Source organism: Kitasatospora sp. NPDC032150 (genome assembly GCF_055579945.1).
This window is the reverse complement of the sequence record NZ_JBVIMH010000022.1, coordinates 29,010-47,355: the sequence shown is the minus strand read 5'-3', so window position 1 is coordinate 47,355 and position 18,346 is coordinate 29,010. Positions and strand designations below refer to the sequence as shown.

Below are 18,346 nucleotides of genomic sequence, written 5' to 3'. Positions count from 1 at the left end.
GACCGGGCGGATCACCCGCCTCAGCCGCTGGCTCGCGGCTCGGCTACAGCTCGCCGCGCGCCATCCTGATCAGCCGGTCCAGCACCGCTCCGCCGCTCACCCGCAGGCCGTCGTGCTCCCATTCGTTGGTCACCCAGGTGCGCAGCCCCCGGACAGCCTGCGCCGTCTCCAGGGAGTCGGCGGTGTCCACGTACATGTCGTCGTGGAAGACCGCCGCGAAGACCGGCACCTGGTTGCCGGCCAGCCGCGCTGGGTCATACAGATCGGGCCAGTTGCCACGCTCGGCGAGGAACTGCGCCGTCTCACGCAGCGGTTGGAGCGCCGGATCGGTCTCGAACAGCGCCGGGAAGATCATCTCGCCGGTGAACAGCACCGGCCGGCCCTCCGCCAGCGCCTGCTCGGCGTCGAACTCCGGGAACTCCTTGCGTACGCCTTCCGCCGCCCACTCCGTCCCGGCCGGGTCCACCGAACGCTGGCCGTAGATCGACTCGTGCAGCACGGCGTACAGCGGCCCATGAGCGAAGGACAGCTGCGCCTGGACACCGGCGAGGAAGGTGTCCGACAACTCCGGGCCGTCCACGCCCTCGACCCAGGCCTCTTCGAGCAGGTAGTGCAGGGTGTGCGAGCCGGTCCCGAATCCGAGCAGCATGCCGAGCCCCTGGAACGCCTCGACGGTCAGCAGGCCGCCGTCCGGAAGCCGGGCCGGTGCCTGGACCAGGTGCGCGGCGATCCGCCGAACGCGTTCCACATCCTGCGGGTAGCGCGCGTAGTGCGCCTCGTTCTTCCTCACCACACGCGGGTAGGCGGCGCGGTAGACGTCCTTCGCCGAGCAGTGCAGCCCCGCCAGCCCGCCGGTCACGAACGCCTCGCGAAGGCCCTCCGGGGCCAGCGACAGGTAGGTGAGCGTGCAGAAGCCGCCGAAGCTCTGGCCGAGCACGGTCCAACGGCCGTCCTCGCCGAGCAGCCGACGGCGGATCACCTCGGCGTCCCGGACGATCGAGTCGGCTCGGAAGTGGGCGAGGAAGTCCGCCTGCTGCTCGGGGGTTCCGCGCCGAGCCAGCGTCTGCCGGTTCGCCGGAGTGGAGCGTCCGGTACCGCGCTGGTCGAGCAGGAGCACCCGGTAGTCGTCCAGGGCCCGGGCCAGCCAGCTGTCCCGGCCCAGCGGGCGTGCGGCCTTGCCACCGGGGCCACCCTGGAGGAACAGCAGCCACGGCAACTCGTCCGATTCCCGTCCGGCGGCCACCACTTCACGGGCGTACACCTCGATCTGCTCACCGCCGGGCAACTGGTGGTCCAACGGCAGCTGGAAGACGTGGTCGGTCGTGACGATCCCGGGCAGTCGGCTTGTGGTGGACATGCAATTCCTCGGTATGAGCTGGTCACGGGTGCGGCACGGCGGATACCAACGAGGATTCCGGTGAGGGGCCCGCCGCCCACGCACCGTACCGTGCCGCCGTACCGGGACTGGGTATGGCGGCCGGTACCGAGGCAGCCGGTCTCGGGGAACAGCTCCGTCCTCCGGACGCATGACCACCGGGAACGGCCGTCGGAACCCAGGGGGCGAATCAGTGCGACAACCCGGCTCGGAGTCGAACGGACTGGCCGCTCGAGACGATTGATCGAACCTTCCCTCGATTGGAGTCGGCTCGGAGCGACACCGGCGGTCCAGCAACAGGGTGTTGGTAGAGCGGTTGTCATCGCTCCGGCGTGACCTGGGGGAGGTGAGCCGCGTTCATCCTGCGGGGTGTCGCCCTGCGGGGTGTTGCCACCGATCGGACTGGTGCCGAGTGCTCGGGAGGCGGAGGTGCACGGGACAGGCTGTCTCGTACCCGTCCTGGGGTGGGTCGTGTCGGTGTTCGCGGAGCCCGGCCCAGGCCGGGACGGGTGAGGAGCGGGCAGGCCGGTTCCTGGGCCTGACCGGCCCGCCGGAGCCCGCCCGCCGCGCAAGGCCGGACAGGCGACGTGAGTGGGTGCCGTCGGGGGAGGCACCGAGTACAGGGCGAAGAGCCCAGTCGTCGGCGGGTGTCCGCCCGCGACGGCGGTAGACATCAGATCGCGATCGAGCACGCTCGCGGCCGACCGGTACGGCCAGCCGTCGGTCGGCCGAGGGAGGAGAGCCAGGTGACCGCCACCAGGCCACCAGAGGCAGTGCCACAGACAGCGCCGCCGACCGCACCACCATCCGCATCGTCAGCTCGGGCCGTTCCCCGCTCAGAAGCGGCGCCGGTTTCCGCGGCAGCGGTGTCGACGTCAGCCGCACCGCCGATGCCACCCGAACCGCTGCCGGCTGTTGCGTCGTTCGAGGAATCGCGATCCGGCCCGCCGCCGACCGGACCAGGCATGGCTATCGCCACCGCCCTCACCGCCGCTCCCGGGGCCGCCCCGGCTGAGGCCCCGGCACGTCCGGCCGTGCATCCCGATCGGCCGGTCAGGGGCCAGGCGCGCCCGGCGCACCAGGCGCGTCCCCAGCAGGCGCCCCTGCACACGGCTGCCCACGCCGGAGTTCTGTGCGTCAACGCCCCGGCGATGGCCGTCTCCGGGACCGATGGCCAGCTCCGCGGTCAGAGCCTCCACGGCTTTTACCGCTCGGGGATCCGAGTACTGGCCCGAATGGAACTCCGGCTTGGCGGATTCGAGCCGCTGCCCCTCCAGGGTGCCCTTACATCGGCGGCCGAGGCGCGCTTCGTCGGCGCGGTCCGCATCCCCGGGGATCCCGACCCGGACCCTGCGCTGACCGTCGAGCGGCTCCGCCACGCCGACGGTCTGGAGGCCATCACCGTACGGAACACGGGAGGCCGTCCGGCCCGCCTTCCGCTGGAGATCGCCCTTGGGACGGACCTGGGGCCGCTGGCCGACATCGCCGCCGGGCGGCGGCTGGCCGACCTCCCGGGCCAAGTCCAGTCAGCCGGGCTGCGGTGGGTCAGGCCGGGCCACAGCACCACCGTTGCAGCACGTCCGTCCCCGCACGCCGTCCTTGCCGGGGCCGGGGTGCTGCGTTGGGACTTGGAACTGCAACCCGGCGCCCGCTGGTCGGTCGAACTGCGGGTCGAGGCCGAGTCCTCGGCGGCCTCCCGCCCGCCGACCGGTCGTGCCCAGGGCGTGCCACTGCCTTGGTCGGAGCCAGGGGTGCGGTGCGACGACCCCCGGGTGGAACTACTCGTCCCACGTTCCCTGGACGCGCTCGGCGGTCTGCTGCTGGCCGATGCCGACCGGCCGACAGACCTCTACACAGCGTCCGGGGCGCCGTGGCGGTTCGGTCTGACCGCGGCCGACGCGGTCTGGGCAGCCAGGCTGATGCTGCCCCTCGGCACACGCCTGGCAGCCGGGACACTGCGTGCCCTGGCACGGCGTCAGCACCACAGATCCAACAACCCGGCTGGTGGAGCAGCCTCCGGCACCACCGCGGGCTCGACGTCCACGGCGGCGGTGCCGGCCGCGTCGACCGTGGCCGGGGCGGTAGGTGCGGCGGGTAGCGGGCCAGGGCCGTGGGCCGGGCCGGAGGGTCTCCTCCCGGGTGGACTGAGACACGGTGGCCCAGAACTGCCGCCGTCCTGCACGGCCACCGAGGCCACACTGCTCTTCGTGACCCTGTTGGCCGAGGCCTGGCGCTGGGGGCTCCCTGAGCAGGAGGTCGCCGAGCTCCTCCCGGCTGCCGAACGTGCTCTCGCCGCCTTGCGCGCCAATGTCAGCGACGAATCGGGGGCCTTCGTGTCCGACGGACCGGGCGGTTTCGTGACGGACCTCGGACGTTCTCCCGAGGAGCGGGCCGTCCGTCCACTGCCGCCGCGCTGTGAGGTGCAGGCACAGGCTTACCGGTGCGCGCTGCAGGGGGCTGAGCTGCTCGACGCCTTCGGCCGTCCCGGCGGTGCGGAGTGGCGGGCGTGGGCGATCAGCCTGCGCGAACGCTTCCGAGAACAGTTCTGGATCGATGACCTGTCAGGCGGTCGTCCAGCAGCGGCACTCGTGGGCCCGGGGCATCCGGTGTCCGCGGTCACGGCCTCTTTCGTGCACCTCCTCGACCGAGGGCTGTCGGCCGATGGCGCGTATCACGAAAGCCTGCTCGACCGAGAACAGACCCGGGCGCTCGCACAGCGTCTGGTCGCCCCCGAGTTCGACTGCGGTTGGGGCCTCCGCACCCTGAGCGCGAAGTCCCCGCGTTTCAACCCGCTCGGGCACCGCAGCGGCGTGGTCCGGGTGCACGAGACCGCGCTCGCCGTCGCGGGTCTGGCCGAGGCCGGGTTCGAACGGGAGGCCGGGGTACTGCTGGAGGGCCTGTTGAGCGCGTCCATGCAGTTCGAGGGCCGGCTGCCCGAGATGTACGCCGGCGAACAGCGGACGACGGGCTGCCCACCGGTGCCGCATCCCGCCGCCTGCCGCCCGGCGGCGGTCTCAGCAGCCGCATCGGTCCACCTGGTGCTGACGCTCGCCGGAGTACGTCCCGATGTCCCAGCAGGCCGGGTGGTGGTGCGCCCCGCCAGCACGGCTCCGCTGGGCGAGCTGGAGCTCACCGGACTGCGCGTGGCGGGGGAGCCGTTTTCGGTCAGGATCAGCCGGATCGGTGTCGCCGTGGTGGAGGAGGCGCCGCCGGCACTTCAGCTGGGTACTCGCTGAGCCGCGCGTCCATGGCCCCGACACGGTGCCGGGCGGACAGGCCGGTGCGGAGGGGAGACCGGGAGAAAAGGAGGGCAGAGACGAGGCAGGACGGCGACGGCGGAAACGGAGATCACGGAGGAAGCGGGTGACTCGATGCTGGAGCGGCGCGAGTCAGTCCGCACCGGAGGAACCGGTGCAGTGATCGACACGGACAGCCTGTCGACGGGCAGGAGCAGCGCGAGGGCGCAGTCCGACAGATCTGCCCCGTCTGTCCCCACGCAACCCTGTGTTTATCGTCAGAAAGACGACTATGATCGTCGCCATGTCGCGTTATGACCGGTCGGCCTTCCCCCCGTTCGCTGTCACGGTCGACTTGGTGGTGCTGACGGTGCGGGAGCACGCGCTGTGTGCACTGCTGGTACGTCGTGGTGAGCCTCCGTTCCAGGGGTACTGGGCGCTGCCCGGGGGCTTCGTCCGTCCGGACGAGGGCCTGGCTGAGGCGGCCTCCCGGGAGCTGGCAGAGGAGACCGGCCTACGCGCGCACTCCACTCCGGGGCACGGCGCGGCCGGTGCCCACCTGGAGCAGCTGGCGACCTACGGTCACCCTCAGCGCGACCCCCGGATGCGAGTGGTCAGCGTGGCGCACCTGGCGCTGGCGCCCGACCTGCCCACCCCGCGCCCCGGCGGGGATGCTCGCAGTGCCCGCTGGGCGCCGGTCGCCGAGTTGCTCGGGCCGGGCCAGACCGAGGGGGTCCCCCTGGCTTTCGACCACGGCGAGATCCTCGCCGACGGTGTGGAGCGGGCCCGGTCCAAGATCGAGTATTCCTCGCTCGCCACCGCGTTCTGCCCGCCGGAGTTCACCGTCGGCGAGCTGCGCCAGGTCTATGAGGCGGTCTGGGGCGTGGCCCTGGACCCGCGCAACTTTCATCGCAAGGTCACCGGCACTCCGGGATTCCTGGTGCCCTCCGGCAGCACGACGACCCGCCAGGGCGGCCGCCCGGCACAGCTCTTCAAGGCGGGCGGAGCGACCGTCCTCAACCCGCCGATGCTTCGTCCCGAGTCCTGACGGGTCGGCCGGCGGCCAAAGCTGGACGCGGGTGATCTGATCACCTTGCGGATCTGTCGCCTGATCGAGTGAGCTGTGCGGCCATGCCGCGCATGATTCATCCGTAATGTCCTGAATTATCTCGCGGTGCGGCCTAGTGTGCTGGCGCGGGTGCGCCCCGGAGACCATCCGTGATGCCCGCAATGATCCGGACCGGCATGGCCCGGGCCGGCATGGCGCGGCACGGCCTACGGTGACCTGGTCGGGCAGGGGGCGGGCAGCGGGTCAGGCGGCCGCCCTGGGGTGACCACCCGTCACGGCAGTCGAAGGGGAGAGATCGAAAAGAGCGGTTTCCGCCTGATAAGAAGTCAATTATCCGGTCAGGGGCGATCACCCTTTCGTGTGCTTTTCACGAGAATTCTCAAGCCGACACCGCCGATCGCCGACAAAGGACGTGTGAGTACCCTTGCGCACCCCACCATGACCGCAGCTCGTTCGGCAGACCCAGTCGGTGCCGGCGAGCTTGACCGCTTCTCGTACGCCGATCGGCCCACTCCACCCCCGCCACGCTGGGAAGGTGCGGAGGCCGATCTCGGCCGGGTCGGCCGGAAGACCACCAGCAGCCGCGGCCGCGGTCTGCACGGCCAGTTGGTCCAGCAGCTCGGCCAGATGATCGTCTCGGGCGACCTCGGCGCAGACCGCCCGCTGGTTCCCGAAGAGATCGGCCAGCGGTTCGAGGTATCCCGCACCGTCGTCCGCGAGTCGCTGCGGGTGCTGGAGGCCAAGGGCCTGGTCAGCGCCCGGCCGAACGTCGGCACCCGGGTCCGCCCGGTCGGCGACTGGAACCTGCTCGACCCCGACATCATCGAGTGGCGGGCCTTCGGCCCGCAGCGGGACGAGCAGCGCCGCGAGCTGTTCGAGCTCCGCTGGGCGATCGAGCCGCTCGCCGCCCGCCTCGCCGCCGGACACGGCCGGGAGGACGTCCAGCAGCGGCTGGTGGAGCTCACCGAGGTGATGGGCCACACCGCGGCCCAGGGTGACCTGGTCAGCTTCGGCCGGGCCGACACCGAGCTGCACGCACTGGTCCTGCAGCTGGCGGGCAACCGGATGCTGGAGCACCTCTCCGGGATCGTGGCCTGTGCCCTGCAGGTCTCCGGCGGCTCGGCGACCACCTGCGAGCGGCCCTCCGATGCCTCGGTCAGCCTCCACGCCCGGCTGGTCGACGCGCTCGGCACCGGCGACGGCACCGCTGCCGAGGCGGCGGTCCGGGCGCTGCTCACCGTCCATCCGGAGATCGAGCCCTCGGTGCCGGGTCCGCGCGAGCACTGATCCGGCCCGGCTTGAACCGGGCTCCGGACCGGGCGCATCCCGGAGAAGCCCGGCGGCCCGCCCGGAGGAGACCGGGCGTCCGTCTGGAGAGGACCGGGTGGCTCCCGGACGCGAGAGCGGGCACCGCCCGGAGACAATGGCATCACGGCCCTTCGGCCGAACCGACCGAGCTCCGCGACCGCCGAAGTCCCCGGACCGCCGCGGTCGCGCGGCTGTCCGGGCCGGCCGGGAGGGCCGTCTCCGTGCCGACGTACCGGTGTGACCGGCGCCACGACGGCCATGCGTAACACTTGAGGGGCGGCAGCGATGTGTACGGAGCGGAAGCAGCTCCGGAATACCAGCCCAGTGTCAGAATGCTGTGTTGGTCTGCGGCGCTGCTGCCGTCCTACAGACCCAGTCCCGGGGCCCCGAGCCAGTCGGAATCGACACCGCGCGTCGTCGCGTGTCACTTCCCGCTCCTCGGGTGGCCAGGTACGGGGTTCGAGTCCACTCATCGTCCGAGAGGTTGTTCGTGTCGGCCAGCACATCCCGTTCGCTTCCCCCCGAGATCGCCGAGTCCGCGGCTCTGCTCGCGCTCATCGAGCGGGGCAAGGCCCAGGGGCAGATCGCCGGTGACGACGTGCGCCAGGCGTTCGAGGCAGACCAGATCCCGGTCACCAAGTGGAAGAACGTCATGCGCAGCCTCAACCAGGTGCTGATTGAGGAAGGGGTGGACCTGATGGTCAGCGCTGCTGAACCTGCCGGGTCCAAGCGCAAGAGCGTTGCCGCCAAGAGCACCACCAAGCGCACCGCGACCAAGGCCGTCACCACTCGGACCCCGACCGCCCCCACCCGGCCCCCGGTACGGATCGCTCCCGCGGCGACCCCGGCCGCCCCGGCCGTTGCCGCGGTGGTCTCCACCACCGAGGTCACGGTGGTGGAGAGCGTCGAGACCGCCGAGCTGAAGGCCGTGGCCAAGAAGGTCGCTGCCCCCGCGAAGAAGGCCGCCGCGAAGAAGGCCGCCGCGCCCGCCAAGAAGACCGCCGCCAAGAAGACCGCCGCCAAGGCGGCCAAGGGCGACGAGGAGCTGCTCGGTGACGAGGAGCTGCTCGACGATGTCGCGCTGCCCGGTGACAAGGCCGAGGGCGACGCTCCGGAGGAGGAGTCGGAGGGCTTCGTCCTCTCCGACGACGACGAGGACGACGCGCCGGCCCAGCAGGTCGCCGTCGCTGGTGCCACCGCCGACCCGGTCAAGGACTACCTGAAGCAGATCGGTAAGGTCCCGCTGCTCAACGCCGAGCAGGAGGTCGAGCTCGCCAAGCGCATCGAGGCCGGTCTGTTCGCCGAGGACAAGCTCAGCGCGGCCGACAAGCTCGCCCCGAAGCTCAAGCGCGAGCTGGAGATCATCGCCGAGGACGGCCGTCGCGCCAAGAACCACCTGCTGGAGGCCAACCTCCGCCTGGTGGTCTCGCTGGCCAAGCGCTACACCGGCCGCGGCATGCTCTTCCTGGACCTGATCCAGGAGGGCAACCTGGGTCTGATCCGTGCGGTCGAGAAGTTCGACTACACCAAGGGCTACAAGTTCTCCACCTACGCCACTTGGTGGATCCGCCAGGCGATCACCCGCGCGATGGCCGACCAGGCCCGCACCATCCGCATCCCGGTGCACATGGTCGAGGTCATCAACAAGCTGGCCCGTGTCCAGCGCCAGATGCTCCAGGACCTGGGCCGCGAGCCCACCCCGGAGGAGCTGGCCAAGGAGCTCGACATGACCCCGGAGAAGGTCATCGAGGTCCAGAAGTACGGCCGCGAGCCCATCTCGCTGCACACCCCGCTGGGTGAGGACGGCGACAGTGAGTTCGGTGACCTGATCGAGGACTCCGAGGCGGTCGTCCCGGCCGACGCGGTCAGCTTCACCCTGCTCCAGGAGCAGCTGCACTCGGTGCTCGACACCCTGAGCGAGCGCGAGGCCGGCGTGGTCTCGATGCGCTTCGGCCTCACCGACGGCCAGCCGAAGACGCTGGACGAGATCGGCAAGGTCTACGGGGTCACCCGTGAGCGCATCCGCCAGATCGAGTCGAAGACCATGTCGAAGCTGCGGCACCCGTCGCGTTCGCAGGTGCTCCGCGACTACCTGGACTGATCCCGGACCGTCCCCGAAGGGCCCGGAGCCTTGCGCTCCGGGCCCTTCGGCCTGTCCGGACACCGACGGCGTAGGGGCGCGCGTCATCCGGCCGTGCGCCGGATCGCTCGTGCGGGTGGTGCGGCGACGGGCGTCGGAACTTTGCGTAGTCGATCACATACGCTGTGCCGGTTGTCCGCTGCCGAACCTGTCTGGAGAAACCGGTGCTGCCCACCCTGGACGTCCATCCGGCCACACTGCCGCCTCGCAGGCGCCGCCGCCGGGTGGTGACGCTGGCACTGCTCGCCGCCCTGCCGGCCTCGCTGATCGCAATGACCGCCGCCGCGCCCGCCGAGGCACAGCGACGCGTGGTGGGCGGCGGGATTGTCACCACCGCCACCCATCCCTGGATGGTGGCGGTGGCCAGCCGCCGGGAGTACGGCAACTCCCGGTCCGGGCAGTTCTGCGGCGGCACCCTGGTGGCGCCGACCAAGGTGGTGACTGCCGCGCACTGCTTCTACGACGAGCACACCGGCCAGCGGGTGGACCGGCCGGGGTTGCGGGTGGTCGTCGGCAGGGACGACCTCACTCGGCGTACCGGTAGGGAGGTCGAGGTCCGCGAGGTGCTAGTCCACCCCGGCTACTCGTACGCGACCAACATGCAGGATGTGGCGGTGCTCACGCTCGCCGAGGCCCAGCCGGTGTCCGCCGCGCTCGACTACGTGGCGCCCGGCGAGACGGAGCCGTACGCGCCGGGCACTCGGGCGCAGGTCTACGGCTGGGGTGACACCAGGGGAGACGGTAGCTACTCCAACACCCTGCACGGTGTCGATGTGCCGATCGTCCCGGACGAGGTCTGCGCACGCGCGTATCCGGGGGGCCCGGAAGGGGCGTTCGACGCCAGGGGAATGGTCTGCGCGGGGGAGGAGCGCGGCGGCAAGGACGCCTGCCAGGGTGACAGTGGCGGTCCGCTGCTGGTGGGTGGACGGCTTGCCGGGCTGGTCTCCTGGGGCACGGGTTGCGCCGACCCCAACCACCCCGGCGTCTACACCCGACTGGCGGCGGTGTCCGACTGGCTGCACTCGGTGATCTGACGACTTCTCTCCGTACTTCCGTACTGACCTTGGGTGTTGGGGCGGGTACGCTCCGACAGCGCGTCAGTTCGGTTACGGGGGCGGGGGCGGGAAATGCCGCAGCCGGACGGCAAACCCCTTACGGGGCCTGCCGTCCGGCTGGTGTCGGCCTGGCTCGACTCAGCTCGCCGGGCGAGCGTCGAGGTCAGCGCTCGTCGTCGGAGGCCGAGGCGGAGGTCGTCGAGAGACGACCCGTCTCGTCCTGTATCTCGACGGCGATCTTCTTGAGCTCGGGCTCGAACTTCCGGCCGTGGTGGGCGCAGAAGAGCAGCTCCCCGCCGCTTGCGAGTACGACGCGCAGGTATGCCTGGGCGCCGCAGCGGTCGCAGCGGTCAGCCGCGGTGAGCGGGCTCGCAGGTGTCAGAACAGTAGTCACGTCGCCTCTTCTCTAGCTCGACGAGCTGTCGTACCAGGGTGAACATCCAACCAGGTCGAAATCGTTCCCGCTCGTGGCTTTTCTTCTCTGAGGATTCTGCTGTGTTGTTGCTGAGGACGTGCCCAGGGCGTCGGTGGTTCATGCGTACCGATTCCCAGGACCCGCCCCGGCCCTCGAACGCCCTGACGAAGCGGGCTCGGGGTCCGCGTAGCATAATCCTCAGCTGGGTTGGAGCATAAGCCCCGTCCCCGGCACCGGTAGCCTGCATCACAGCAGTTCCGCCGCCTGTCGTTGGCGTCTCGGTGCGCCAGGACCCTTGGTGGCAGGTGGAGATGGCGCTCCCGGGTGCCGGGCTCCGGTGCGGGTCTTGTTCGCGCAGCGCGTACAAGCTGCGCGGGCCGAGCCGTCTGTGTCTCAGGCATTGGGAACACTGTGCGAGTCGGCCCGTGGACCGGGCCGGAAGTCAGTCGAGCGTCGGACGGAAGTCGGACGGGTCAGAACTTCAATGAGGAGCACCGCGTGAGCGCTGAAAAAACCGTGGCGTCCGGCTTGTTGGCCGGGGACGACGGTTCCAATTACACCGCTCGGCACCTGCTCGTCCTGGAGGGCCTGGAGGCCGTCCGCAAGCGTCCGGGCATGTACATCGGGTCGACCGACAGTCGCGGTCTGATGCACTGCTTGTGGGAGATCATCGACAACTCGGTGGACGAGGCGCTCGGTGGTTTCTGCGACCGGATCGAGGTACTGCTCCACGAGGACGGCTCGGTCGAGGTGCGCGACAACGGCCGTGGCATCCCGGTCGACGTCGAGCCGAAGACCGGGCTGTCGGGTGTCGAGGTCGTGATGACCAAGCTGCACGCCGGCGGTAAGTTCGGCGGCGGCTCCTACGCCGCCTCCGGTGGCCTGCACGGTGTCGGCGCCTCCGTGGTCAACGCGCTCTCCGCGCGCCTGGACGTCGAGGTGGACCGCGGCGGGCACACCCACGCGATCAGCTTCCGGCGCGGCACCCCCGGCATCTTCACCGAGCTCAGCCCGGACGCGCCGTTCGAGGCGACCGGCGGGCTCACCAAGAAGGGCAAGGCGCCCAGGGGCCGCACCGGTACCCGGGTCCGCTACTGGGCCGACCGGCAGATCTTCCTCAAGGACGCCAGGCTCTCCCTGGAGGGCCTGCACAACCGGGCCCGCCAGACCGCCTTCCTGGTCCCGGGCCTGACGATCGTGGTCCGTGACGAGCGGCTGACGGAGAGCGACAAGGTCGAGGAGACCACCTTCCGTTTCGACGGCGGCATCGGCGAGTTCACCGAGTTCCTGGCTCCCGACCGGGCGGTCTGCGACGTGCTGCGGATGCACGGCGAGGGCAGCTTCAAGGAGACCGTCCCGGTCCTGGACGAGCGCGGGCACATGACGCCGACCGAGGTCACCCGCCACCTCGGGGTGGACATCGCGCTGCGCTGGGGTGCCGGTTACGACTACACCCTGCGCTCCTTCGTCAACATCATCGCCACCCCCAAGGGCGGCACCCACGTCACGGGTTTCGAGCGCTCGCTGGCCAAGACCGTCAACGAGGTGCTGCGGGCAACCAAGTTGCTGCGCGTGGCCGAGGACGACGTCACCAAGGACGACGTCACCGAGGGCCTCACCGCGGTGGTCACCGTCCGGCTCGCCGAGCCGCAGTTCGAGGGCCAGACCAAGGAGGTGCTCGGCACCTCGGCGGCCAACCGGATCGTGGCCGCGGTGGTGGCCAAGGAGCTCAAGGCGTTCCTGAGCTCCACCAAGAAGGAGCAGAAGGTCCAGGCACGGGCCGTGCTGGACAAGGTGGTTGCCGCCGCCCGCACCCGGGTCGCCGCGCGCCAGCACAAGGAGGCGCAGCGCCGGAAGACCGCGCTGGAGACCTCCTCGCTGCCCGCCAAGCTGGCCGACTGCCGCAGCGACGACGTCGACCGCAGCGAACTGTTCATCGTGGAGGGTGATTCGGCGCTCGGCACCGCCAAGCTGGCCCGCAACTCGGAGTTCCAGGCGCTGCTGCCGATCCGCGGCAAGATCCTGAACGTGCAGAAGGCGTCCGTGAGCGACATGCTCAAGAACGCCGAGTGCGCCTCGATCATCCAGGTGATAGGGGCGGGTTCGGGCCGTACCTTCGACATCGACCAGGCCCGCTACGGCAAGGTCATCTTCATGGCTGACGCCGATGTCGACGGTTCGCACATCCGCACCCTGCTGCTGACGCTCTTCCACCGCTACATGCGCCCGATGGTCGAGCAGGGCCGGGTCTTCGCCGCCGTTCCGCCGCTGCACCGGATCGAGCTCACCAACCCCAAGCGCGGCCAGGAGAAGTACCACTACACCTACTCCGACGCCGAACTGCGCAGCACCCTGCTGGAGTTCCAGCGCAAGGGGCAGCGCTGGAAGGAGCCGGTGCAGCGGTACAAGGGCCTCGGTGAGATGGACGCCGACCAGCTGGCCGAGACCACCATGGACCCGCGCCACCGCACCCTGCGCCGGATCAACCTCGGCGACCTGGAGCAGGCCGAGAAGATCTTCGACCTGCTGATGGGCAACGACGTCGCGCCGCGCCGGGAGTTCATCGTGGACTCGGCCGCCACCCTGGACCGCTCGCGCATCGACGCCTGACGGCCGCCGGCAGGAAGGGGCCCTCCACCCACGGGTGGAGGGCCCCTCGCGCTTGTGGATCAACCCTGGCTCCGAGGTCCCGAAGGCCCGCGCTCCGTAGCGTCGGTGGTGTCAGGGAAACACCACCGACCGGTCGGAGAAAGCGATGCCCGCCCTCACCAACATCCTCATCCCCATCGCGGTCGTGGCACTGATGATCGGCCGTCAGCTGCGTGCCCGCAGGATCGACACCGAGCGCCGGTTCTGGATCCTCCCGGTGGTCCTGGCGGGGCTCGGGCTGCGCGATGCCGCGCTGATCGACTCCACCCACCGGGCCGAGTCCGTCGGACTGCTGGCCGCCTCGATCGTCGCGGTGCTCGCGGTGGGCTCGGCATGGGGCTGGACCGTCCGGCTCTGGCGGGAGAGCGACGGCAGTGTGTGGGCCAAGGGCACCATGGCCACCGTCGCCGCCTGGGGTGTCATGATCGCCGTCCGGGCCGGCCTCTACGGCCTCGGCTCGGCACTCCATGTGCACCAGAGCAGCAACGCCCTGCTGCTCAGCGCCGGGGCGCTGCTGCTGGTCCGCGGCCTGGTGCTCAACTGGCGGGCCCGTAGCCTGGAACAGCCCTGCGGTGCCGGTGTCTGAGCCGGCCGTCCCAGCAACGAGAGGACCGTCCGTGCCGCTGGAGGAGTGGACCCGCTGGCCGCCCCGGGAGGGGCTGCGCCGCGAGGAGAGCGTGCCCCGGCGGATCATCTCGTTGGCCACCAGGGCCGTGGTGTTCACGGTGATGATCTGGGGCACCTTCTCACGCGGCGGCTTCGGGTTCTGGACGGGCGCCGCGGTGGTGGCGGAGATCGTGGCGGCGACGGTCCTCACCACCGCCCTGCACCGGTGCAGCCGCGACCAGCGGTTCTGGCCCACCATGGCGGCCACCGCCGGGCTGCTCGTGGTCGGCGCCCTGGCCGAGTGGCAGCACGCCGTGCCGCTCTCGGACGTCATCTGGCTCGGCCTCGGGGTGACCGTACTGGTCCGGCTGCCGCGCGGACCGGCCGTGCTGGCGGCGGCAGTCTCCTTCGGTACGTACACCGCGGTGAGCTGGGCGAGCTGGCTGTCCACCGTCTCCACCGTCGGCGGCCTGGCGCTGCTCGGATGCCTGCTGAGGCTGGACGCCGAGTCCCGGGCCACCGCGCACCGGCTGCTGGTCCAGGAACGGGCCGCGCACAAGGCCGAGGCGGAGAACGCGGCGCTGGCCGAACGGGCCAGGATCGCCCGGGAGATCCACGACGTACTGGCGCACAGTCTCTCCGCACAGCTGGTCCACCTGGAGGCGGCCCGGTTGATGCTGGACACCGGGGCGGAGCGGGAGCAGGTCAGGGAGCGGGTGGTGGCGGCCCGGCGGATGGCGCAGGACGGCCTGGCCGAGACCCGGCAGGCGCTCTCCGCGCTGCGCGGCGAGTTCACGCCGGTGGGGGAGTACCTGGTGGAGCTGACCGGGCAGGAGGGCGCGGAGCTGATCGTGCGCGGCACGGCCAGGCCACTGGCCGCCGAGGCCGGGCTGGCGGTGCGGCGCACCGCCCAGGAGGCGCTCACCAACGTCCGCAAGCACGCGCCCGGCAGCCGGGTCACGGTCCGGCTCGGCTACTTGGAGGGCGGTGTGGAGCTGGAGGTGCGCAACACCCGTCCGCCGCGCGGTGCGGGCTCGGGAGAGCTCGCCGCCAGCGGAAGTGGGTACGGTCTGCTGGGGATGCGTGAACGCGCGGAGCTGCTCGGCGGCGAGTTGCTGGCGGGCCCGGAGGACGGAGGCTGGCGCGTGCTGCTGCGGGTGCCGGCGTGAGTGAGGTGGGGCATGAGTGAGCGGCCGACCAGGGTGGTGGTCGCCGATGACCAGACTGTGGTGCGCGAGGGGATCGTGATGCTGCTGGGGCTCCTACCGGGCATCGAGGTGGTCGGTGCGGCGGCCGACGGCGAGGAGGCCGTCCGGCTGGTGGCCGAGCAGGAGCCGGACGTGGTCCTGATGGACCTGCGGATGCCGCGCTGCGACGGGGTCGAGGCCACCCGCCGGATCCGGGCCGAGTACCCGAACACCGAGGTCGTGGTGCTCACCACCTACGCCGACGACGGCTCGCTCTTCCCCGCCCTGCAGGCCGGTGCCCGCGGGTACCTGACCAAGGACGCCGGCGCGGAGGAGATCGCCCGGGCCATCGCGGACGTCTGCTCCGGCGCGGCGGGGCTCTCACCCCAGGTGCAGCTGCGGCTGCTGGAGCGGCTGTCGCAGCCTCCCGCGCCACCGGCGCCGGGGCAGGACGGGCCGGCTCCGGGGGCGCCGAAGCCACCGGCCCGGCCCGAGTTGCCCGACGGGCTCACCGTCCGGGAGGCCGAGGTGCTGGCGCTGATCGCCGACGGGCTGTCCAACGCGGAGATCGCGCGGGAGCTCTTCGTCAGCCAGGCGACGGTGAAGACGCACATCAACAACCTCTTCGCCAAGACCGCCGTCCGGGACCGCGCGCAGGCGGTGGCGTACGCGTTCACCCATGGGATTAGGCGCAGTTCGTGAGCTGACGTTTCGCTCACCTGATCAGGTGAACGTATCTGCAATCGGCCATAAGGGTGTGCGCAAGGGCTCCATCATGGTCCGGTCAGCGGGCGTGCGGAACCGTTCCGCCACCTGCACCAGCACACCGACGCCCCACCCCCCTCGTGGCGTCCAGGTCCAGGAGCAGCATTGGCACAGCAGGAGAGGTACGACTGGTGGGCGGCGCGACCCATCAGGCGCAAGGCGGTCCTCGGGTCGCCAGCGGGACGCCTCGCACCAAGACGGTCGGCGGTGAGGCCGGCCGTCGAGTCGGCGGTGAGGCCGGCCGTCGAGTCGGCGGTGGAGGCCTCACCGGCGTCCGGGCCGGCCGGGCCGGCTCCGGCGACCGACGCCGCCGAGGTCTACCGGGCGGTGCAGGCCAGCGCGCCGTTCCAGGAGATCCGGCGCGGCTACCGCGGCTTCGTGTTCCCCGCGACCGCGGCCTTCCTGCTCTGGTACCTGCTCTACCTGGCCGCGCAGGCCGTCGCCCCCGGGCTGATGCGCAGCCAGGTGGCCGGTCCGGTGAACGTCGCGTGGCTGCTGGGCCTGTCGCAGTTCGCCTCCACCTTCCTGCTCGCCTGGCTCTACGCCAGGCACGCCCGTGACAAACGGGACCGTGTCGCGCTCGGCCTCCGCTGGGACACCCAGGACCAGCTGCGATGACCCCGGCCCCGAATCCCCGCCTGGCGCCCGCGGCCACCGTCCAGCCGGATGCCTCGTACCTCGCCCCGCACCCGGCACCGCTCACCACCACACCGCCGCAGCCGGCCTCCGCCCCCACGCACACCGGGAGCGGGATGCTGACCGGCGGCGCGCACCACGACCTGGCCATCGTCCTGTTCGCGGTCATCGTCGTGGTCACCCTCGGCATCACGCTCTGGGCCGGGCGTCGCGGCCAGGCCGCCGAGGACTTCTACACCGGCGGGCGCGGCTTCACCTCGCTGCAGAACGGCTTCGCCCTCTCCGGGGACTACCTCTCAGCCGCCTCCTTCCTCGGCGTCACCGGCCTGATCGCGCTGTACGGCTACGACGGCGTGCTCTACAGCATCGGCTTCCTGGTCGCCTGGCTGGCGGTGCTGATGCTGGTCGCCGAACTGGTTCGAAACGCCGGCCGGTACACCCTGGCCGACGTGCTGGCCCTGCGGATGCGCCAACGCCCGGTGCGGGCTGCCGCGGGTACGGCCGGCGTGGTCGTCACCCTGCTCTACCTGATCGCGCAGATGGTGGGCGCGGGCAGCCTGGTCGCCCTGCTGCTCGGTACCGACAGCGGCCTCGCCAAGACGCTGACCATCATCGGGGTCGGCGCACTGATGATCATTTATGTCACGGTCGGCGGGATGCGGGCCACCACCTGGATCCAGATCGTCAAGGCCGGGCTGCTGTTGACCGGCGCGGCGCTGCTCACCGTGCTGGTGCTGGCCCGCTTCCACGGTGACCCGTCGGCGCTGATGCGGGCCGCCGCCCGGAACAGCGGCGTCGGCCGGGCCTACCTGGAGCCGGGGCTCAAGTACGGCGCCGGCGCCGTCAGCCGGTTGGACCTCTTCAGCCTCGGCCTCGCCCTGGTGCTGGGCACGGCCGGTCTGCCGCACATCCTGTCCCGCTTCTACACGGTGCCCACGGCCCGGGCGGCCCGTCGCTCCACGATGTGGGCGATCGGCCTGATCGGCGGCTTCTATCTGATGGCCATCGTGCTCGGCCTAGGTGCCACCGCGGTGATCGGCGCGAAGACCGTACGGGCCGCCAACCCCGCCGGGAACACCGCGGTCCCGCTGCTCGCGCTGGATCTGGGCGGCGGTATGGGCAGTACCGGTGGCGTGGTGCTGTTCGCGCTGATCTCGGCGGTGGCCTTCGCCACCATCCTGGCCGTGGTCGCCGGCCTGACCCTGGCCTCCTCCGCGGCCTTCGCCCACGACCTCTACGCGCGGGCCTGGCGGCGCCCCGGCGGCCGGGAGGTGACGGAGCGCCAGGAGGTGATGGCGGCCCGGGTGGCGGCGGTGGCCATCGGGGCGACGGCGATCGTGCTCAGCCTCTTCGCCCAGCAGTTGAACGTGGCGTTCCTGGTCGGACTCGCCTTCGCGGCGGCCGCCTCGGCCAATCTGCCGACGCTGCTCTACACCCTGTTCTGGCGCCGCTTCACCACCCGCGGTGTGGTCTGGTCGGTGTACGGGGGGCTGGTCCCCGCCGTCCTGCTGGTGGTGTTCTCGCCGGTGGTGTCCGGGACACCGGCGGCGCTCTTCCCCGGGGTGGACTTCCACTGGTTCCCGCTGGAGAACCCCGGTCTGGTCTCGATTCCGATGGGATTCCTGGCGGGCTGGATCGGTACCGTCACCTCTTCCGAGGTCGCGGACGCCGACCGGTACGCCGAGCTGGAGGTCCGGTCGCTGACTGGGGCCGGCGCGGCTTAGACCGTATGAAGTGCACTGCTTGCGGGGTTCTGGCCCGTCCGGCCGCCGGGGGCGGGGGGGGGGGGGGGGGGGGGGGGCCCCCCCCCCCCCCCCCCCCCCCCCCCGAAGCCAAAAAGGACAAAAAGCCAAAAACCCAGACTGGACCAAAACAACACCCCAGCCCCCCCCCCCCCCTCCCCCC

The 18,346-nt window shown here is 71.2% G+C and carries 13 protein-coding genes; 11 read left to right on the top strand and 2 right to left on the bottom strand.

Annotated features, from left to right (window positions below):
- Positions 1-43: 43 nt before the first annotated feature.
- Positions 44-1,357, bottom strand: a complete 1,314-nt coding sequence (locus ACZ5ON_RS24265; protein ID WP_465596388.1) for an alpha/beta fold hydrolase — start codon at positions 1,355-1,357, stop codon at positions 44-46.
- 983 nt (positions 1,358-2,340) lie between these two features.
- On the opposite strand from ACZ5ON_RS24265, the gene ACZ5ON_RS24260 reads away from it, so the two are divergent.
- The 5 genes from ACZ5ON_RS24260 to ACZ5ON_RS24240 all read left to right on the top strand — a co-directional run bounded on the left by ACZ5ON_RS24260 (position 2,341) and on the right by ACZ5ON_RS24240 (position 10,162).
- A complete protein-coding gene (locus ACZ5ON_RS24260) occupies positions 2,341-4,611 on the top strand; it encodes an amylo-alpha-1,6-glucosidase (RefSeq protein ID WP_465596386.1) in 2,271 nt (756 codons plus the stop codon).
- A gap of 304 nt (positions 4,612-4,915) precedes the next feature.
- A complete protein-coding gene (locus ACZ5ON_RS24255) occupies positions 4,916-5,659 on the top strand; it encodes an NUDIX hydrolase (protein WP_465596383.1) in 744 nt (247 codons plus the stop codon).
- Between the two features lie 381 nt (positions 5,660-6,040).
- Positions 6,041-6,967, top strand: coding sequence for a FadR/GntR family transcriptional regulator (locus tag ACZ5ON_RS24250; RefSeq protein WP_465596380.1), 927 nt, complete (start codon positions 6,041-6,043; stop codon positions 6,965-6,967).
- A gap of 505 nt (positions 6,968-7,472) precedes the next feature.
- Positions 7,473-9,089, top strand: a complete 1,617-nt coding sequence (locus tag ACZ5ON_RS24245) for an RNA polymerase sigma factor (protein WP_465596377.1) — start codon at positions 7,473-7,475, stop codon at positions 9,087-9,089.
- A gap of 206 nt (positions 9,090-9,295) precedes the next feature.
- Entirely contained in the window at positions 9,296-10,162 is an 867-nt protein-coding gene (locus ACZ5ON_RS24240) for a S1 family peptidase (protein WP_465596555.1), read from the top strand.
- Positions 10,163-10,346: 184 nt separating this feature from the next.
- Here ACZ5ON_RS24240 and ACZ5ON_RS24235 read toward each other — a convergent pair whose 3' ends face one another.
- Positions 10,347-10,577: a DUF7455 domain-containing protein gene (locus tag ACZ5ON_RS24235; RefSeq protein WP_344638580.1), complete on the bottom strand. Its 231-nt coding sequence runs from the start codon at positions 10,575-10,577 to the stop codon at positions 10,347-10,349.
- Between the two features lie 519 nt (positions 10,578-11,096).
- On the opposite strand from ACZ5ON_RS24235, the gene ACZ5ON_RS24230 reads away from it, so the two are divergent.
- The 6 genes from ACZ5ON_RS24230 (at position 11,097) to ACZ5ON_RS24205 (ending at position 18,165) form a co-directional block, all read left to right on the top strand.
- Positions 11,097-13,208: a DNA gyrase/topoisomerase IV subunit B gene (locus ACZ5ON_RS24230; protein WP_465596374.1), complete on the top strand. Its 2,112-nt coding sequence runs from the start codon at positions 11,097-11,099 to the stop codon at positions 13,206-13,208.
- Positions 13,209-13,353: 145 nt separating this feature from the next.
- Positions 13,354-13,833, top strand: a complete 480-nt coding sequence (locus ACZ5ON_RS24225) for a DUF1453 domain-containing protein (protein ID WP_465596372.1) — start codon at positions 13,354-13,356, stop codon at positions 13,831-13,833.
- A gap of 31 nt (positions 13,834-13,864) precedes the next feature.
- Positions 13,865-15,022, top strand: coding sequence for a sensor histidine kinase (locus ACZ5ON_RS24220; RefSeq protein WP_465596369.1), 1,158 nt, complete (start codon positions 13,865-13,867; stop codon positions 15,020-15,022).
- 12 nt (positions 15,023-15,034) lie between these two features.
- Positions 15,035-15,742 carry a response regulator gene (locus tag ACZ5ON_RS24215; RefSeq protein ID WP_465596366.1) on the top strand — a complete coding sequence of 236 codons (708 nt, stop codon included), beginning with the start codon at positions 15,035-15,037 and terminating at the stop codon, positions 15,740-15,742.
- A 270-nt stretch (positions 15,743-16,012) separates the two neighbouring features.
- Positions 16,013-16,423, top strand: a complete 411-nt coding sequence (locus ACZ5ON_RS24210) for a DUF485 domain-containing protein (RefSeq protein WP_465596363.1) — start codon at positions 16,013-16,015, stop codon at positions 16,421-16,423.
- Between the two features lie 134 nt (positions 16,424-16,557).
- Positions 16,558-18,165 (top strand): solute symporter family protein, encoded by a 1,608-nt coding sequence (locus tag ACZ5ON_RS24205; RefSeq protein ID WP_465596552.1) that lies wholly within the window; start codon positions 16,558-16,560, stop codon positions 18,163-18,165.
- Positions 18,166-18,346 lie beyond the last annotated feature (181 nt).